At 62.2% G+C, this 17054-nt stretch carries 15 protein-coding genes; 5 read left to right on the top strand and 10 right to left on the bottom strand.

What is annotated here, in order from left to right; genetic code table 11:
• Nucleotides 1–4: 4 nt before the first annotated feature.
• The 5 genes from KF833_02655 to cadA all read left to right on the top strand — a co-directional run bounded on the left by KF833_02655 (nucleotide 5) and on the right by cadA (nucleotide 3738).
• Complete coding sequence (locus tag KF833_02655; GenBank protein MBX3744187.1) at nucleotides 5–352, top strand: YnfA family protein; 348 nt, start codon at nucleotides 5–7, stop codon at nucleotides 350–352.
• Nucleotides 353–367: 15 nt separating this feature from the next.
• A complete protein-coding gene (locus KF833_02650) occupies nucleotides 368–823 on the top strand; it encodes a hypothetical protein (protein ID MBX3744186.1) in 456 nt (151 codons plus the stop codon).
• 156 nt (nucleotides 824–979) lie between these two features.
• Nucleotides 980–1228: a hypothetical protein gene (locus KF833_02645; GenBank protein ID MBX3744185.1), complete on the top strand. Its 249-nt coding sequence runs from the start codon at nucleotides 980–982 to the stop codon at nucleotides 1226–1228.
• A gap of 16 nt (nucleotides 1229–1244) precedes the next feature.
• On the top strand, nucleotides 1245–1517 hold the full coding sequence (locus tag KF833_02640) for a hypothetical protein (GenBank protein ID MBX3744184.1): 273 nt from the start codon (nucleotides 1245–1247) through the stop codon (nucleotides 1515–1517).
• Entirely contained in the window at nucleotides 1510–3738 is a 2229-nt protein-coding gene (gene cadA / locus KF833_02635; protein MBX3744183.1) for a cadmium-translocating P-type ATPase, read from the top strand. Before KF833_02640 ends, cadA begins: the two co-directional genes overlap by 8 nt.
• A gap of 240 nt (nucleotides 3739–3978) precedes the next feature.
• Here cadA and KF833_02630 read toward each other — a convergent pair whose 3' ends face one another.
• From KF833_02630 to KF833_02585, 10 genes are all read right to left on the bottom strand, one after another.
• Nucleotides 3979–5706, bottom strand: a complete 1728-nt coding sequence (locus KF833_02630; GenBank protein ID MBX3744182.1) for a hypothetical protein — start codon at nucleotides 5704–5706, stop codon at nucleotides 3979–3981.
• Nucleotides 5707–5960: 254 nt separating this feature from the next.
• Nucleotides 5961–6407, bottom strand: coding sequence for a hypothetical protein (locus KF833_02625; protein MBX3744181.1), 447 nt, complete (start codon nucleotides 6405–6407; stop codon nucleotides 5961–5963).
• Nucleotides 6404–9592 (bottom strand): efflux RND transporter permease subunit, encoded by a 3189-nt coding sequence (locus KF833_02620; protein MBX3744180.1) that lies wholly within the window; start codon nucleotides 9590–9592, stop codon nucleotides 6404–6406. Before KF833_02620 ends, KF833_02625 begins: the two co-directional genes overlap by 4 nt.
• Before the next feature lie 3 nt (nucleotides 9593–9595).
• Nucleotides 9596–10372, bottom strand: a complete 777-nt coding sequence (locus KF833_02615) for a hypothetical protein (protein ID MBX3744179.1) — start codon at nucleotides 10370–10372, stop codon at nucleotides 9596–9598.
• On the bottom strand, nucleotides 10372–11709 hold the full coding sequence (locus KF833_02610) for a TolC family protein (GenBank protein ID MBX3744178.1): 1338 nt from the start codon (nucleotides 11707–11709) through the stop codon (nucleotides 10372–10374). Before KF833_02610 ends, KF833_02615 begins: the two co-directional genes overlap by 1 nt.
• A gap of 100 nt (nucleotides 11710–11809) precedes the next feature.
• Complete coding sequence (locus KF833_02605) at nucleotides 11810–12193, bottom strand: hypothetical protein (GenBank protein MBX3744177.1); 384 nt, start codon at nucleotides 12191–12193, stop codon at nucleotides 11810–11812.
• A gap of 104 nt (nucleotides 12194–12297) precedes the next feature.
• Complete coding sequence (locus KF833_02600) at nucleotides 12298–12840, bottom strand: hypothetical protein (GenBank protein MBX3744176.1); 543 nt, start codon at nucleotides 12838–12840, stop codon at nucleotides 12298–12300.
• Complete coding sequence (locus KF833_02595) at nucleotides 12837–15131, bottom strand: hypothetical protein (GenBank protein ID MBX3744175.1); 2295 nt, start codon at nucleotides 15129–15131, stop codon at nucleotides 12837–12839. Before KF833_02595 ends, KF833_02600 begins: the two co-directional genes overlap by 4 nt.
• Nucleotides 15104–15610: a hypothetical protein gene (locus tag KF833_02590; GenBank protein ID MBX3744174.1), complete on the bottom strand. Its 507-nt coding sequence runs from the start codon at nucleotides 15608–15610 to the stop codon at nucleotides 15104–15106. Before KF833_02590 ends, KF833_02595 begins: the two co-directional genes overlap by 28 nt.
• Nucleotides 15607–17052: a phage BR0599 family protein gene (locus KF833_02585; protein MBX3744173.1), complete on the bottom strand. Its 1446-nt coding sequence runs from the start codon at nucleotides 17050–17052 to the stop codon at nucleotides 15607–15609. Before KF833_02585 ends, KF833_02590 begins: the two co-directional genes overlap by 4 nt.
• Between the last annotated feature and the right edge of the window lie 2 nt (nucleotides 17053–17054).

The raw sequence follows: 17054 nt of genomic DNA, 5'->3' as shown, positions 1-17054 counted from the left end.
GCCTATGAAGATCTACTTCACCGCCATCGGATTGTTCGCCATCACGGCGCTGGCCGAAATCTTCGGCTGCTACACCTTCTATCTCTGGCTGACGCTGAAGAAGTCCCCGCTCTGGATCTTGCCCGGCGTGGCGAGCCTCGCGCTGTTTGCGTGGCTGCTCACACTCCATCCCACAGCGGCGGGCCGGACCTATGCAGCGTACGGCGGGGTGTATATCGCGGCTTCGCTGGCGTGGCTCAAGTTCGTGGACGGGCTGTCACCCGATCGCTGGGATTTTCTCGGCGCGCTGGTTTGTCTGACCGGCGCGGCCATCATTTTGTTCCCTCACGTTGAAACCATAACCTCAAACTAAAAGACAGACACAAACATGAAAACAAACCTCCGTATCCTCACCCTGGCCACCGCCTTGTGCGTCGGGTTATTCACCGCCACCGCCGCCGACAAGGACGGCCACAACCACAAGGCCACGCCCAAGGGCGGACGTCTGCTCGATAAAACCGAACCCCATGCTGAGTTCGTTGTCGAGAAGGACCGCAGCGTCAGCATCAACTTCTACAGCGAGGACATGAAGCCCGTTGCCGCAACGACGCAAACCGTGACCGTCATCGCCGACGCCAAGAGCGGGAAGGAGACGCTTCAGTTCGAGAAGAAGGGCGACTCGCTCGTCAGCAAGACCAAGCTGCCCGATGGCGAAGGCTACAACGTCGTCGTGCAGTTCAAGCAGACCGCCGAGGCGAAGCCGTTGAACCTCCGCTTCAAGCTGGATATGCACACCTGCGGCGAGTGCAAGCGCGCGGAATACGCCTGCACCTGCGACCATTGATCAACCGACGGGACGCCCGCCGCGTGGCCGCCTTTCGCCGTGCGGCGGGCCAACTGGAAGGAGAAGTTTATGAAACGTTCATGCAAACCAGGACTCATCGCCGCGGCACTGATGCTCGCGGCCGTCGTTCCAGCGACACCCGCGGCCGCGCATACCGTGCGTTCGCGCACGGCCAGCGGCACGGTCGAGTCGCTGGATGTGGACACGCGCACGGTGAAGTTCTCACCGACGCGCGGCAATGCACCGACCGAACTCGCCCTGACCCGCCAGACGAGGTTCATTCACAACTGGCACTTCGCCCCGGCGGACGAACTCAAGGACGGCACGAGGGCGGTGGTCTATTATCGCACGCCGTTTTTCGGAAAGCCGTTCGTGACAAAAGTGGTTTGGGTCAACGGGAGCTGACACCGGAGACGGAATCGTGAGCCGATGGTTGTCACCCGAAAAAGCCGGCCGCCGTGCCGAACGCGCCGCCAAGGATGCGGAGCAGCTCCGCTGCGACAAGCGTCGAAGCCTGATGCTGATCATCGGCGTTGCCGTCGTGTCCGTGGGACTGGTAGTCGCCGATTACTTCTGGCTGCTGCATCAGGCGAAGCAGAAGCACGAGCGGCGCTACCATCGCGGCGCGAGAACCAACGCTCAAGCCTCCGCAGAGCCGGTAGTCGGGCAGAATCCAACCGCGAATCATGAGTGAAGAATCCAGCAGTTGCGGTTGCGGATCGAAAGCCGGCGCTCCCACCGCGTCGGTTCCCGCGCCCGTGTCGGCCGGAGGACCGGGAACGACCTTGCGCGTGGCGGGGATGGACTGCCCCGATGAAATCGCCGCGATTGAGCGTGTGTTGAAACCGATCGCAGGAGTGGGCGAAATCAAGGTGAACCTGATGGCGGGGACGGCGACGATTGCCCACGACCAGCGCGTCACGCCGGAACAATTGATTCAAGCCATTGGCACGGCAGGATTGAAGGCTTCAACGATGGATGGAAGCGAAGCCGGGGAGGAACACAGCGGCGATGCGAGCCGAGTGCATCTGATCTTGGTGATTATCTCCGGCATCTTCACCGGAGTTTCGCTCCTGCTACAGTGGCAGAATCTTTTTGCGCCTTACGGAAAGGCAGTTGCCGCTGCCGTCGCCATACTCGCGGGGGGCTGGTTCATTTTTCCGAAAGCGATTCGCGCACTGCGCCATGCCTCGCTCGACATGAATGTGCTGATGAGCGTCGCAGTGATCGGCGCGGCGTGCATTGGCGAATGGACGGAGGCAGCGGCAGTCGTGTTTCTTTTCGCGTTGTCGGAACTGCTGGAAGGATTCAGCGTCGGTCGCGCTCGCCGGGCGATTCAATCGCTGCTTGAACTCACGCCGGAAACCGCGTTGGTAAAGCGCGGCGACCAGATTCAAGAAGTGCGCGTCGAAGAAGTCAAAGTGGATGAAACCCTCATCATCAAATCGGGAGCGCGCGTCCCGCTCGATGGCGTTGTAACTTCCGGCGAATCGGCAATCAACCAAGCACCCATTACCGGCGAATCCATGCCGGTGGAAAAGAATGCGGGGGACACCGTGTTCGCGGGGACGATCAACGGTGAAGGCTCGCTCGAAGCGAAAGTTACCAAGACTTCGACCGACACCACGCTCGCGAAAATCATCAAGCTCGTGGGCGAAGCGCAGGGACGAAGAGCGCCGTCGCAGCGGTTCGTGGACCGTTTCGCGAAAATTTACACGCCGACGGTTTTCGTCGCCGCCATTCTGATTCTTGTATCCGGCCCGTTGCTTTTCAATGGTTCATGGCTGGATTGGACGTATCGCGCCTTGGTACTGCTGGTCATTGCGTGTCCGTGCGCGTTAGTGATTTCCACGCCGGTTTCAATCGTCTCCGGTCTGACCGCAATGGCGCGGCGCGGCGTGCTCATCAAGGGCGGTGTGTTCCTTGAGGAAATCGGCAAGCTGAAGGCCCTCGCCGTGGACAAGACCGGCACGATCACCGAAGGCAAACCGCGCGTTCAACAGGTGATTCCGTGGAACGGGAAATCCGAGGAGGAAATCCTGCGCATTGCCGCCGCGATTGACACCCACTCGGAACACCCCCTTGCGCAAGCCGTCGTGAAGTATGCGAAGGAAAAGACGGTTCAATTCCCGCGCAGCGAGAATTATCAGTCCAAAACCGGACGAGGAGCGGAAGCGCGGATTGACGGGCATCTCTATTTCGTCGGCAACCATCGCTTCACGCACGAATCCGCCGTCTGCTCGGACGAACTCGAAAGGAAGCTGGGCGAACTGGAAGCCCAGGCGATGTCCGTGGTCATCGTTGGCCACAAACCGCACGAAGACTGCAAAGGCGAAGTGTTGGGCATCCTCGCGGTCGCCGACGCGGTTCGTCCCAACGCCGCCGATGCCATCAAAGCCCTTCACGCTGCCGGTGTCGAAAAAGTCGTCATGTTGAGCGGCGACAATCAACGGACGGTGGACGCGATTTCTAAACAGGTCGGCATAGACGAAGCGAAAGGTGATTTGTTGCCGGACCAGAAGATTGAGCGGGTTCGCGAACTACTCGCGAAGCACAAACACGTCGGCATGATCGGCGACGGCGTGAACGACGCGCCCGCGATGGCAGCAGCGAGCATCGGAATCGCGATGGGCGGCGCGGGCACGGACACCGCAATCGAAACAGCGGACATCGCACTCATGCAGGATGATCTGAGCAAAGTGGCTGAAGCCATCCGTTTGGGGCGTCGAACGGTGGGCGTGATTCAGGCGAACATCATCTTCGCACTCGGCGTGAAAGCCATCTTTCTAGCACTGGCATTGACCGGTCACACTAGCCTGTGGTTGGCAATTCTGGCAGACACCGGGGCGACCATTATCGTCATTGGCAATGCAACTCGATTGCTTCGACGTCCTGGCCAAAGGGTTGTTACATAAAGGCCCGGTGATGCACCCACTGGAGTTCTGATCTGGTGGAGATGGCTATCCACGATGCCGGATGACTTTGGCGATGAAGCGGTTGTTCCCTGGATTGGGGCGAAATCTCGTGGAGGCGCCGCTTGGGCGCCCAAGCCGAACACACTAGAATTTCGGGATTCGATACGGCTGAATGGAAGCCGGCTTACTTTTTCGGACTGCTCGACATGCACCCGGATCCTGCGCGGATGCGCCGGGCATTCAGATGCTTGCGAGAAGTCCGAGGAGACGGACGCGGTCCTTCTTCAGCGTTCGATGGGTCATGCGTTCAATGATGCGGCGCATGTTCACCTTCGCCGGAGCAAGTGCGGTGGCTCCCAGCATGTTCGGCATAGCCTTGAACAGGACCTGCTTGAAGTCCTCTCGCCCCGGACGGAAGTAGTGCTTCAGGACGACGGCCACGGTCCGATGGCCGGTGACGCGCTGGACCAGTTCGAGGGGGACTCCGGCCGCCAGCGCCAGCGTGATCCAGGTCACGCGGAAGCTGTGGAAATCGTGCAGAGAGGCTCGTCGCTGGCCATTCTCGCGGTCCCTTTGCAGGACGTCGACCTTCACCCCCCGCCGGTTCCCTCGGATGATCGAGGCGCCGGTCTCACGTTCCAGTTCGTTCAGGTAGTTGGACACCGTTCCCCGGCTGCAACCCGTCGTGGCCATGACTTGGCCGAGGTTCGCGCCGCCAGCGTAGGCATCGAAGACCGCCCGCATCCTCGACACCCGTGCAGAATCCCCCAGCCGTCCCAGGTACGCCTCGACGCGCGCCCGGACCTCAGCCGGGTCCGTGGCCTCGGGCAGAGCCGGAGTGCCCTTCGGCGACAACGAATCCAGCGCCCTGGCAATGACCTGCTTCACCCGCCAGGTGATCCCGTCCGGATTGCTGCGGTACATCAGGGCAGGGTCCGGGAAGGAGAACTCCGAGGTGCCAGCCTTGGCCTTCGCCCTGGCCAACTCCTCGGCGAGCGTGGGGAAGATCGGGATGTCCACCGTCTCGCCGGTCTTTGCCGTTTTGACGGACAGGAACCCGGCCGCGAGGTCGACGTCCGACCATTTCAGGAGGCAGCAATCGCCCCGGCGCATGGCCGTGCACATCCCGGTGACGATCACGGGGCGGATGAAGTCGTCGTTGGCGCAGGCCTCGATGATGGCCTTTAGTTCCTCGACCGTGAAGGGCTCCCGGTTGACCGTCTCCGTTGCCTTGGTGACGAGGCCGTGGAACGGGTTGCTGCCATCGCTGAGATGGGGATGCAGGTGCTTGAACGTGGCTCGAAGCAACTTGAGCATGTCGTTCCACGTCTTCGGCGAGACCTCCCGCTTCGCCTCGGCTTCCATGAACGCCTTCGCGGTCTCCGGCTTCACGGCCACGAACTCGGTGGCGTCGGATTGGTGTTCCGCCACCCAGGTGGCGAACCGCTTCAGGCGAAGCCGGCACTGGTTCGCGTATTGCCCGTCCGGGGCTTTCCGACGCGGGATCTTGTTCCAGTGGTCTGCCAGATCGGCGAGCTTCGGGAAGGTCACTTCGCGACCTACCTTGAGTTCGGCGAGCCGTTTCAGAGCGCGTTCGCCCGTCCGGTCCTCCTCGAACTTGCGGAGGAGTTGGTCGTGGGCCTCGATGGCCTTGCCTCGGGACCGTTCGAAGGCATCGTCGCCGGTGTCGCCGATCGAGGCCGGGCGGGTGCCCTCGATCCGGACCTTGAGGTTGATCGCCCGCCGACGCCCGTTGGACTTGAACAAGGCGTACCACCAGCTGCTTGTGCGCTTGATAACCAGTGCCATAAGTGTCTCCTGTGCAACGCTATGAAAGCGTTTGAAAGACTCTAAACGGCCGACCGGCAATTGTGGAACAAAGGAACCGTAAAGCCAATGGAATTGTCCTAAGTTGCTGGTAAACAGCAGTGCAGCCTTGGCCTCATAACCTGAAGGTCCTAGGTTCAAATCCTAGCCCCGCAACCAATTTCCGTTGCACCGCAACGACTTAAGCCGCTGGCCTCCAGCGGCTTTCTTCTTTTTCTGGCACGGTTCCTGATTTTCCCTGGCTTTTGGGCGCGCTGGGGCGCACAGGGGTGCACTCGGGCGCGTTTCCAAATATTTGCCAAATAATTTGGCCTGAAAGCCCCGCCAATCATGGGTTCATTTTGAGCCGTGGCCTGAAGGGCTGAGGTTCAAATCGAGCAGACGATGCCCCAGGACTACTCGTCGCAGGTGCAAGCGTACTCCGCCCGTTTGCAACCATTGCACTCGTGCGTTTCCAGCTTGAAGCGAACGTTCTGTGGCTTGCCGTCCGAAGTCTGCCTGAACTGCACTACGAGGTTGTAGCCGTCACCCTCCGGGAGCTTTGATTTGCTCACCAACACGTCTCCCTTTTTCTCAAGCTCGATGGTCCGCTTCCCAGATTTCGCGTCGGCGACCACCGTCACGGACTGTGTGGTGGCAGGAACCGGCTTCAGAGCGGCATCGTAGAACGTGATGGTGACGGTATGATCCTTCTCCAAAAAGAACTCGGCCTTTGGTTCGGTCCTTTCCAGCAGGCGTCCGCCTTTTGGTCCGCCCAAGTGTTTTCTGTCGTCGGCGTTCAGCGTCAGGATTCCAACGCAAAGCGCGGTGGCCAGGGTCAGGAGTGTTCGTGATGCTTTCATTGTATTCGTTCGTTCGTTTCCCGTGAGTGTTCTATGACCTCCGCCTTGGCCAGCGCCGGGCGGACGCTTCGCTCAATCCACTCGTAGAGCACGGGCAGCAATACAAGCGTGAGGAAAGTTGAAGTGATGATGCCGCCAATGACAACGGTCGCGAGCGGACGTTGGACTTCCGCGCCAGCACCGGTCGAAATCGCCATCGGCACAAAACCGAAACTGGCGACCAGCGCCGTCATCAGTTTTGGACGAAGCCGGGTCAGCGTGCCTTCCACGACGGCGTCGCGCAGGTTGCTACCCTGTTCCCGGAGTTGATTGATGAAGCTGATCAGCATTATGCCGTTGAGCACGGCGATTCCGCTCAATGCGATAAAGCCCACGCCCGCGCTAATGGTGAACGGCATCCCACGTAGCCAGAGCGCGACGATGCCTCCGGTCACAGCCAACGGCACACAGACAAAGATCAAAGCTGCCTGCCGCAGACTGCCGAAGCTCAGGAAGATGAGAACGAAGATAAGCGCCAGCGCCAGCGGAACCACAATCGCCAGTCGTTGCCGCGCTTCGACCAAGTTGCGGAACTGGCCGCCGAACTCGAAGTAGTAACCTTCCGGAAACCTCACTTTCCCGCGGATCGACTTTGTCGCCTCCTCAACAAAGCCCGCTGTGTCACGTCCGCGCACATTGACCAAGATGGCCGCACGCCGTTGGGTGTTCTCACGGGCTATGGTGCCGACTTGCTCGATGGTCTTGATGCTCGCGACCTGTCCCAGCGTGAGCAGACCGCCGTCGTCCGTGCGGAGTGGAAGGCCTTGAATGGTATCCACGTCGCCACGCAAAGACTCGGCTAACCGCACGACGATGGGGAACCGGCGGTTGCCGTCAATCAGGGTTCCGACTTGCTCGCCTGCCAGCGCAGTCGCCACCACACGATTCAAATCATCAGCGTGGACGTTGTACCGGCGCAGCGCGTCGCGGTCGGGCGTGATTTCCAGCATCGGCACGCGTCCAATGGCGTCAAACTCGCTCTCTTTCCCGCCGGGCAGAGATTGAAGCACCGTCCGAACTTCACCAGCCAGTCGTTCTAACTCTTCGAATGAGTCGCCGTAAATCTTGCAGACGAGGTCCGCCCGCGCGCCCGCCATGATTTCGTTGAAACGCATCTGAATCGGTTGAGTGATCAGATAGCCCTGACCGGGCACTTTCCCGGCCAGCGAGCGGCGCATCATCTCTCCAAGCTGTTCCTTGGTGGGTCGCTTTCCGTCCAATTTTCGCCACTGCTTCGGTGGGTGCAGCAGGACAAACGTATCGGCCACGTTCGGCCCCATCGGGTCCAGTGCGACCTCGGCCGTGCCCATCTTGGAGAACAATTCGCGGATTTCGGGAAACTCGCGGCGCAAGATTTCTTCCGACTTCTTTTGCAAGTCCAACGAGGCCTCCAGACCCGCGCTGCTGCTGCGGATGAGTTGCAACGTCAGGTCGCCTTCGTCCAACTGGGGGATGAACTCCGCGCCAAGCTTGGTGAACAGCCACAGCGAGCCGGCGAACGCGAGCACCATTGGCAGGATGATCAGCCAACGGAAGCGCAGACCAAAGTTAAGCAGCGGGGTGTAGACAGCTTTTGCTCCGCGCACTAGCCAGTTATCTCCTTCGGTGATGCGACCGCCGAGAAAGAACGAGCACAGCACAGGCATCAATGTGAGCGCCAGCACCAGCGCTCCGCCGAGCGCGAGCATCACCACCACGGCCATCGGCTTGAACATCTTTCCCTCGATACCTTGCAACGAAAGAATGGGCACATAGACGAGAGTAATAATCAGCACGCCAAAGAACATCGGGCGGGCGACTTCCTTTGCAGAAAACAATACTTCGCGGGCGCGCTCCGCTGCCGTCAACGGACGACCAAGCTTGTGCTGGCGGTCGGCCAGATGTCTCACGATGTTTTCCACCATCACCACCGCGCCATCAATGATGAGACCGAAATCCACTGCGCCCAGGCTCATCAGATTCCCGGATAATCCCAGGCGGTTCATGCCAGTGATCGCGAACAACATTGAGAGCGGAATCGCCAGTGCTACAATGACAGCCGCGCGCCAGTTGCCCAAGAGCAGGAAAAGAATTATCACGACCAGCAGCGCCCCTTCGGACAGATTCCGCTCCACGGTGTGTATGGTGCGGTTGACCAGTTCGGCGCGGTCGTAGAGCGGACGAACCATCACCCCCGGAGGCAGCTTGGTCTGAATCTCGGTTAGTTTCTGGCGCACAGCACTCGCCACAATCCGCGAGTTTTCTCCCGCCAGCATGATCGCCGCGCCAATCAAGGCTTCTTCTCCCTGGTCGGTGCTCGCGCCCGTCCGAAACGCGCTTCCGATGCCGACTATGGCCACGTCACCCACCAATAGCGGCTTTACCCCACTGCCAAACTTTAGCGGCGTTTTGGCAATCTCCTCGGTGGTGGCAACGCGACTATTGGCGCGGATGACGATTTGCTCACCGCCAATCTCTACCATTCCGCCACCCGCATTATGCGTGTTCTGGCCAATGCGTTCGGCGAGGTCGGAAAGGGCCATCCCCGCGCTGGCCAGTCGGACGGGATCAGGCATGATGACGATCTGCTTGTCGTAACCGCCGCTGGTATTCACCTCCGCCACTCCCGGTGTCGCACGTAGCAGCGGCTTGATCTGGTAATCCTGAATCAGCCTGAGCGCCATCAACTGCTCGCGATGCGTAGCGGGCTTGTTGGTGGCCGAGTCCGTGAATTCAAGCGCGTAATAGAAGATCTCACCAAGCCCGGTCGCAATGGGCGCGAGCTTCGGGGTCAATCCCGGTGGCAATTCATCGAGCACGCCCTGCAACCGTTCGGTCACAAGTTGACGGGTGCGATACAGGTCCACACCGTCCCGGAAAGTCATCGTTACCTGCGAAAGCCCGAACTTCGACAGGGAGCGCAATTCCACCATGCCCGGAAGGCCCGCCATTTCGCTCTCGATCGGGAACGTGACGAGCTTCTCGATTTCCTCCGGCGCAAGCGCTGTCGTGGCAGTGTTGATCTGAACTTGCGGGCTGGTGATGTCCGGCACGGCATCAATCGGCAGGCGAAGCGCCGACGCAATTCCCACAACCACCAGCACTCCAGCAGCCAGCAAGATCCCGACGCGCTGCCGCAGTGAAAACTCGAGCAGGTAGTTCAACATAGCTCAGTGCCCATCCGCGCACGCCTTGCCGCCGCGCAGCGATTGCAGTTCCGCCAGCCAGAGCGTCATTACCGGACTCACAACGATTTGGTCGCCTGCATAGAGACCGTCGGTCACTTCCGTCCACTCGTGGTTTATGGCGCCCAGCTTCACGGGTGCGCGGACGAAACTTTCACCGCTCACCGTATAGACAAAGTCGCCTTCGGACGTCCGTAGCAGCGCCGTGCGCGGAATGGACACCACCCTCTTCTCGCTGTTCAGCGGCACACTAACGGAAACGAATGTCCCCTGGGCCAACCGCGCTTGGGTGTCCTCGATGCCAACCAATACTTCCACCGGGGCATTGCTCTGGCCGAGCCTCGGTTTCACAGCTTCGATACGCGCTGAGAGTGCGTCTGTTCCCTCCGCCTTCACTGCGACCACCTGACCCTCGCGCAATAGTGCGGCTTGAACAGGGCCGATCACTCCGCTCGCCCTCGATTCTGTTGAAATTGCCGGCTGCAACGAGACAAACTGCGCCTCGTTCGCGGCCCGATACACGCGCGCGGAGAACTCCAGCGCCGACGCTATCTGCCGTTCCTCAACATCTGCTATCTTCAAGCCGATGAACTTCGCCGTCTCGGGGCGAACGCGCAGCCCCGATTTCGCGTTGAAAGAGACACCGGCGGCTTCTGAAGCGGCCTCTGCCGTTGCTTTCTCGCCCCGCTGGCTGCAACCGCACGGCAGCAGCAGGAGCAAAGCATTGCAGACTGTCAGGGAGAAGATTCGTGGAGGTTTCATTACTTTTCTTCGGCTGGGGTGGATCTCGACAGCGGCCAGGGGATGCCAGTCAGCAGTTCCAGTTGCGCCGCCGCTTCCAGCGCTTCCTTCTTCGTGTCGAGCAAACCCTCGACGGCATCGAGGTATTGCTTTTGCAATTCGACGTAGGTGGAGATTGGCACTGCGCCGAGGCGGTAATGGCGGTCGGCCACTTCGGCGGCTTCCTTAAAGTGCTGCACCGAGTCGGGCCGCCACCTGGCCATCTCGCGCAGCTTCATCTCGTAGGTCAGTGCAGCCTCAAGAACCCTTCGCTGAAGCTCGCGCTCGGTGACGTTGAGCGAAACCTCAGCCTGCATCTGGCGCGCGGCGGCGGCTTCGATGTTGCCCTTGTTGCGATTCCACAGCGGGAGCGGCAGCGAGATGACCATGCCAATAATGCGCTGTTCCTCCGAGCCTGCCTTTTGTTCCGAGTAACTTGGCCCGACGCTGATGGTCGGGTAGCGTTCGTTCCGGGCGAGATCTACGCGGAAGCCCTGCTGCGCGAGTTCGACTGCGCGCACCTTCAGCTCGAAATTGTTCGAGCGGGCCAGCATCAGCAACGCGCTCCTGGCCTCCGGCGGACGGAATGCCAGTTGGGTCTGGCTCACGGAAAGCCGTGTGTCCGGCGCGACGCCGCGAAGCTGGTTCAACTCCAATAACGCCGCTTGCGTAGCCAATACCGCTTCGCTGGCCTTTCGCTGCGCGTTCAACTCGGTCGCCTCGATGACGCGCATTTCCAACAGCGGCGTCAGCCCGGCGGGGTCGCGTTGCACCAACACTTCCCTCAATGCCATAAACCGCTCGGCCACTTCGGTCGCGGCGGCGGATTTCTCCTGCGCGGCGAACAGACCGTAGGCCAGCGTCCGCACCCGGCCCACCAGCGCAATCTTGAACCGCTCGAAGCCGAGTTGGGCGAGTTCGATGTCGTGATTGGCGATGGCTTTGCGCAATCCGATGCGGCCCGGCCACTCGAACGGCTGGACGACGGACAAGGACCAAGCGACGCCCTCGGCGGAGAGGCCACCAAACTTCTGAACGTTATCTCCTATGTCGCCACTGAGCTGCGGATTGCCGAGCAGCCCGGCGATCTTGCGCCCGGCCTTCGCGGCGGTGATCTCGGCCTCGTAGAACTTGAGTTCCGGATTCTTGGCAAGAGCCTCATCCACTATGGCCTCCAACGTGGCCGAATGAGGTTCAGCGGGCCGGGTATTGGTCCAAGCGATGGCTTGGTGAGCCATCAGGTTGAGGACGAGGAGGATCGCGGGGCCCGGCCTGGCGCCGCAAAAAATGGGTGCAGCAGATGATGGTATCGAAAGCATGAGAGCGGAGAATGGTTGAGTGCATGAAAATGACCTGAAACGACATGCGAATGCATGCGTACCCAGGAATGTGAAGACTCACGCGAGGTGCGTGAGCCGTTCAGGAAGCTGCGGAGGGAGCGCGGACGGGGAGGGCGAGACGGAGGGCAAATGCCCAAGAGGTCGACAAAGGCGGCGGCGGTGCCGCAATCAGTACACCTTCAGATTCCTCGGCGGGTGAACCGATGTCGAAAGCAATGCATTCGATGGCCCCGACAAGATTGGGATGCAGGTCAGGAGCAAGGTCTTCCCATCGCGAGGATTGGTACTTCTCGCTTTCCAGAGTGCAGCAACCGCAATCGTCGCAAGATTGATGATCCTGATTTCCGGAATGCTCGTGGTCGGCGCAGCGCAGAAAATCCAGACCGGGCACGGACGCGACCACGCAACGCGCCGTCAGTGGCACCCACAGTAGGGCCATGACGAGGAACAGTGTTTGGCTCAACGCGCGCACGTCATGCGAATTTATTATTGGTTTGAGGGGTGTTCAACCGAAAACGATTGCTATGTTTCGCCTCTCGCCTCGTCTCGATTCGAACAGCGCGTTCGCTATGTGCTTCCCTTGATCAGGCCCTTTTCGACAAACGCCGCCCGCAACTCGTTAGCGAGGGTGATGACGCTGGCGAGGTCGGTGGCTGCGGCCTGATCTGCGTTCGCCCGCTGGGGCGTAGGCGTCGCACCGTGAAAACCAACTTTGGACGATGTGCCTGCCCCGACTTGCACCTCCCAAGACAAGCTCCCAGCGTGGCGCTTCAGGCCGCCGTCGGAAACGTTGAGGATCAGGTACCCGGTCGGGAACGAACCCGCGGCTGGGTCGGCGGTGACGGTTGCCGGCGTGGCTTGCCGCCAGGTACCAGGCGTGTCGGCCACAGTGCAAACGAACTCCGCGCCGTTCTGGTCGCGCCAGAGGTCGCCCACGCTCCACGTCCCGGAGGTCGGCGGGCCGTTGAGGGTGTTCGGGCTGCCGTTCTGGTAGGTCGGAACGCGGCGGTACAGTTCCTCACTGGCGATGACCCAGTTCTGCTGGGACAGGGCCACGAAGCTGGCGGCGTCGGTTACGTTGAACAGGCGGCCGGGGGCGATGGTGCTCATACTTTCCTCACGATGATCTCGTCGAAGTTCAGGCTTCGCAGGCCGGCGAACGAGTAGTAGGCCCGCAGCATGAAATCGGTCTCGGCGCCCAGCAGGGCGACCAGTTGGGTATTGGTGATGGTCCCCGGGCCGGTGTTGCCGGCGAAGACGATCTCGCCCTTCAGCGTGCCGCCGGTGGTCAGGACCTGAAGAACGGTGGCATCGGCCCGGCAGTCGAGGTTCTGCGTCACGTTGAATCCGAACCGCAGTTCGCTGGTCGGGGTCCAGTTGACGACGATGTCCTGCCCGGTGGCGTAGGTAGGGTGGGCGCCGTCCTCGAACACGCGGAGGTTGGTGGGCGCAGCCGGACGCTGGGCGCGGCGTTGGATGGTGACGGCGATCTCCGGGCAGGTCGCCAAGTCGAGTTCCTGCGCAAGCAGGTAGGGCTGCTCCTTGAAGGTGGCGGTTCCCTCGGGCAGGTCGGCCGTCCAGGTCACGGGCTTTTCGAGGCCCAGTTGGAGGACGTAGGCCGTGGCCCCGGTGGCGTGCGTCTCGGCCCGGGTCCCGAACCATTCCCGCAGCACCTTCAGCGTGTAACGCTTCGGTCCGGTGAGCAGGGCGTCGTAGCCGACCATGATCTCGTTCCCGAGGAACACCTGGAGCGGCTGCGTGGTCGTCGCTTCTTCGAGGGTGGTTTCCTCCAGGTCCCAATCGTCGCCGGTGAACGTGATGTCGACGGTGGCCTCGGCGAGGGTCCCGCCGTCGAGGACGGCATTCAACGTACCCTTCATGGCGAAGGACGAGCCCCCTGCGATTTGGACGAAGGAGTCGGCGGTGCGCTCCCACCACACGTGAAAGCCGTTGGTCAGCGGGTCACCGCGAACGGGCAGGAAGATCAGCGACGGCTTGGCATCCCGCAGGTAGCCGTAGGGCAGTTCGAGGGCGACGTTAGCCAGGAGGGGCTGAGCGGAGTACTCGCCCTCCGGCCCCACGTCGTCGGGCGCGACTGCTGTGGGAATGGCGTTCAGCCAACCCCGGTCCTCCTTCCACCGAATCGCCACCTCAGCCGAGTCGGGCTTGTCGATGGTCAGCTCGGCGATGCGGACCTTCAGCCCAGTCAGTCCGGCCGCGGTGTGCGTCAGGGTGACGAGGTCGCCGACCTGGACACCGGCCATGGACGTGCGCTTCACGCGGGCTGTTCCCGTCATCACTGGCAGGGCCGCCTGCCGCCCGAGGCTCGCCGCAATCCGCCACGCGACAGCCTGCTGGGTCACCCACGGGCGTTCCACGCTGCGGGTCCGAATCGATCCAGTGAGCGCAAAGTTCCCCCGGTCTCGGAACGAGACACCGTCCGCGGTCCAGGCCTTCTCCCGGTTCGTGAACTTCACGGTCAGGAGGTTGTAGGTGCTCTCCCATCCACCGGCATCCACATCGGGCGGATCGGTGAAGTCGTCCTCGTCCCAGGCCGCGAGCGCCTCGCCATCGCGAACAAGCCGCAGGCCGATCTTCCCAGTGGCGGGGTCGATGACGGGGAAGGCGTCGATGTTCTCGATCAGGGAGCCGAGGACCTGGTTGAACGAGGTCGGCGAGGTCAGGACGGGCGAGATGCCCATGCCTTCCGAGGCGAGGGTGCCAGCGACGGTGCCGAGGGTGGTCTGGTCGAGACGGGACGCCGGTAGCCCGAGGCCGAACACCTCGGAAGACCAAAGCTCGGCGAAGACCGCTACCGGGTTGGCGTCCTGTCCGATCAGGGCCGAGCCTGCCAGCCACGGGACCATGGGCGCCCGGCGCAGGACGAACTCCATGTTGGGCATCGAGGTCTTGTTGGCGCCGAGGAAGAGGTCCACCACCACGTAGCACTGGCGGCGGTAGGCCGGATGGGTGACACCGCTCGCCGCGAGGCTGGCATCGAGGGGCTGCGTCGCCGTGCCCCAGTAGACCGTGATGGTGCCCCGGTCCGGGATGGTGATGGCCGTGGAGTCCGTGCCCTCCCGCTCGACTGGCCCCGTCCACACCACGTCATCGTCGAAGAGGATCTCCTCGAGGGCATCGACCGGCCCATGGCAGACGATGGCGGCGGCGCGGGCGTAGTAGTTGAAGCCCACCGTTTCCTTCTTCTTGCCGACCTTCTTCTTGATGGGCTTCGAGCGGACATCCCAAGGCTCGGAAATCCAGGTCACGCCGAGCTTGGCGATGCCGGCGAAGTACGGCAGCGGGCGCCCCTGTTCGTTCGTGTTGGTCCGCTTGGGATCAACCCCCAGGGGTTCTTGCTCGCTGGCTTCCCTTAGATCGTTGGAGGCACCGAAGCCCATCGTGGTCGAAAGTGGTTGGTCAGGAGCTTGCGGTAGGTGGGGTCCTTGAGCGTCGATTGGATGACGCCGTGCCCGCGCAGGCAGTGAACGAAATTACCGGTCGTGGAGGTGACCAGGCCGAGGTGATGGGCGACGCCATGGCCAAAGCGGAAGCACAGGAGGTCGCCTTCGAGCAGCGGCGTCAGGGGGTCGGGCGGCTCGTCGACCGGCCATTCCTCGAAGCGCCCGTCCTGTCGGAGCCAGGTCACGAGCAGGCTGGTCGGGGCATGGCGCCCGGCGTCGATGGTGTACGGCCCGGTGAGGACGAACTCGATGACGCCAGCCTCGATCAGGATGGCGGCCGGCAGGTTCACGCAATCGACCCCAGCCCGTTTGATTCGGGCGTGGGGGACGAAGGGCGTGCCGATCCACCCGCGGCTGATTGCCGCGATTCGCTCGCGGAGTTCGGGAGTCAGTTCAAGCGGAAGGGTCGCGGTCATTTCTTGCCTCCTCCGATGTCGGGCGTGCGCATGCCCTTGAGGGTGATGTTGCGGGAGACGCTCCGGTGCCCGCCCCAGTTGATGAAGTTGGCGAACTTCGAGGTGCAGGTGTCGGCCTTCCCGTCGCAGCCGGGAATGACGGTGGCCGCGTTACCGGTCTGCGCCCGGTGGAACGGGTAGCTGAGGGTCAGCGTCACCGCGTTGCCGGCTGCAGCCGACGAGGCCATGACGGTGCGAACCTCGCGGTTCACGCCGGCTCCGACTTCAATCCAACCCTCGGCGAACCAGGCCGCACCGATTCCGGACAGGGAGGCGTCGGTCACGACGACGCTCCGACCCGAAACGGCGGTCACCTCCGCGGTCTTCCGGTAGGCTGCCTGGCTGGCGCCGCAGGGACCGGAGAACACCTGCCAGTTGCAGCGGGCCTGCAGGAGGAAGCCGGGCACCGAGCGCGGCAGGACTTCCGAAAACGAGGTGCACTTGGCGACAAGGCTCCGCCCAGAGGCGCGAACGCTCTGGACCCGGCCAATGGCGATCACGTTGCCGGTGTCGGCGAGGGAGAGGGATTCCCGAACCTCGACGTTCAGCGGCAGAGACAACGCGGGCGGCACCAAGTGGATCACCGGGATGTCCGGGTCCCGTTCACACTCGATTGAGAAGTCGGGCATGTCCGCCCGGGTGCTGCGCTGAATCTGCCCGTGCGTGATCCGCTTGGCAGTCCAGGTGTGCTCCTCGATTTCGAGGTCCCACGAGAAACCCGTGAGGCGCCATTCCGTGACTGGATCAGTGTCGATCCAGAAGCGGTAGAGGTAGACCGGCGATTGCCCGGTCTCGGCGGCCGCGTACTCCAGCGGAAGCTCGATGACCTTGATCGAGCGCACCTGCCGATTCTCCGCAATGATCTGGGCGCGTTCCGTGTCGTCGGCCAAGCGGACGTAGAGCAGCGGGCGGACGTACCAGTCGGCATCGGGCGTCGCCCCAAGGCCGGGCGACACCGTGACCCGCTCAAGGCCCTCGCCGAGGTCGGCGACCGAGGACACCTTCACGGCCACGGGAGCCTCCCCAGCCTTGGTGAACCAGAGATGGAGTTCGGGGCCGTCCTCGAACGTGGCGGCCACGCCAGCGGCCTCGATGTCGAACTGGGTCGGCGAGGTCGCAGCCACGATCCGGAAGGCCTGCTCCGGGGCCGGGAGCCAGAAGCCGACCAACCGCCCCCGCAGGGCAGCCGTCCAGGCATCGAACTCGGAGATGGCCTCGCCGGAATCGAGGGGCACCTCCGCCGTCCACCCCCGGATGACGTGCGTCTGGTCACCCCAGAGCAGCGTTTCCTTGAGCCCGTAGCCGACCTCCTGGATGTCGTAGTCTAGGCGCTGGACCGGCGACGTGGACCAGTCCAGGTCCCACGTGAAGACCGGACGCGAGAAGTAGAGGGTGATGGCCATGG

Source organism: Verrucomicrobiia bacterium, assembly GCA_019634625.1.
Lineage (GTDB): Bacteria > Verrucomicrobiota > Verrucomicrobiia > Limisphaerales > CAIMTB01 > CAIMTB01.
This window is presented reverse-complemented; position numbering and strand designations above follow the sequence as displayed.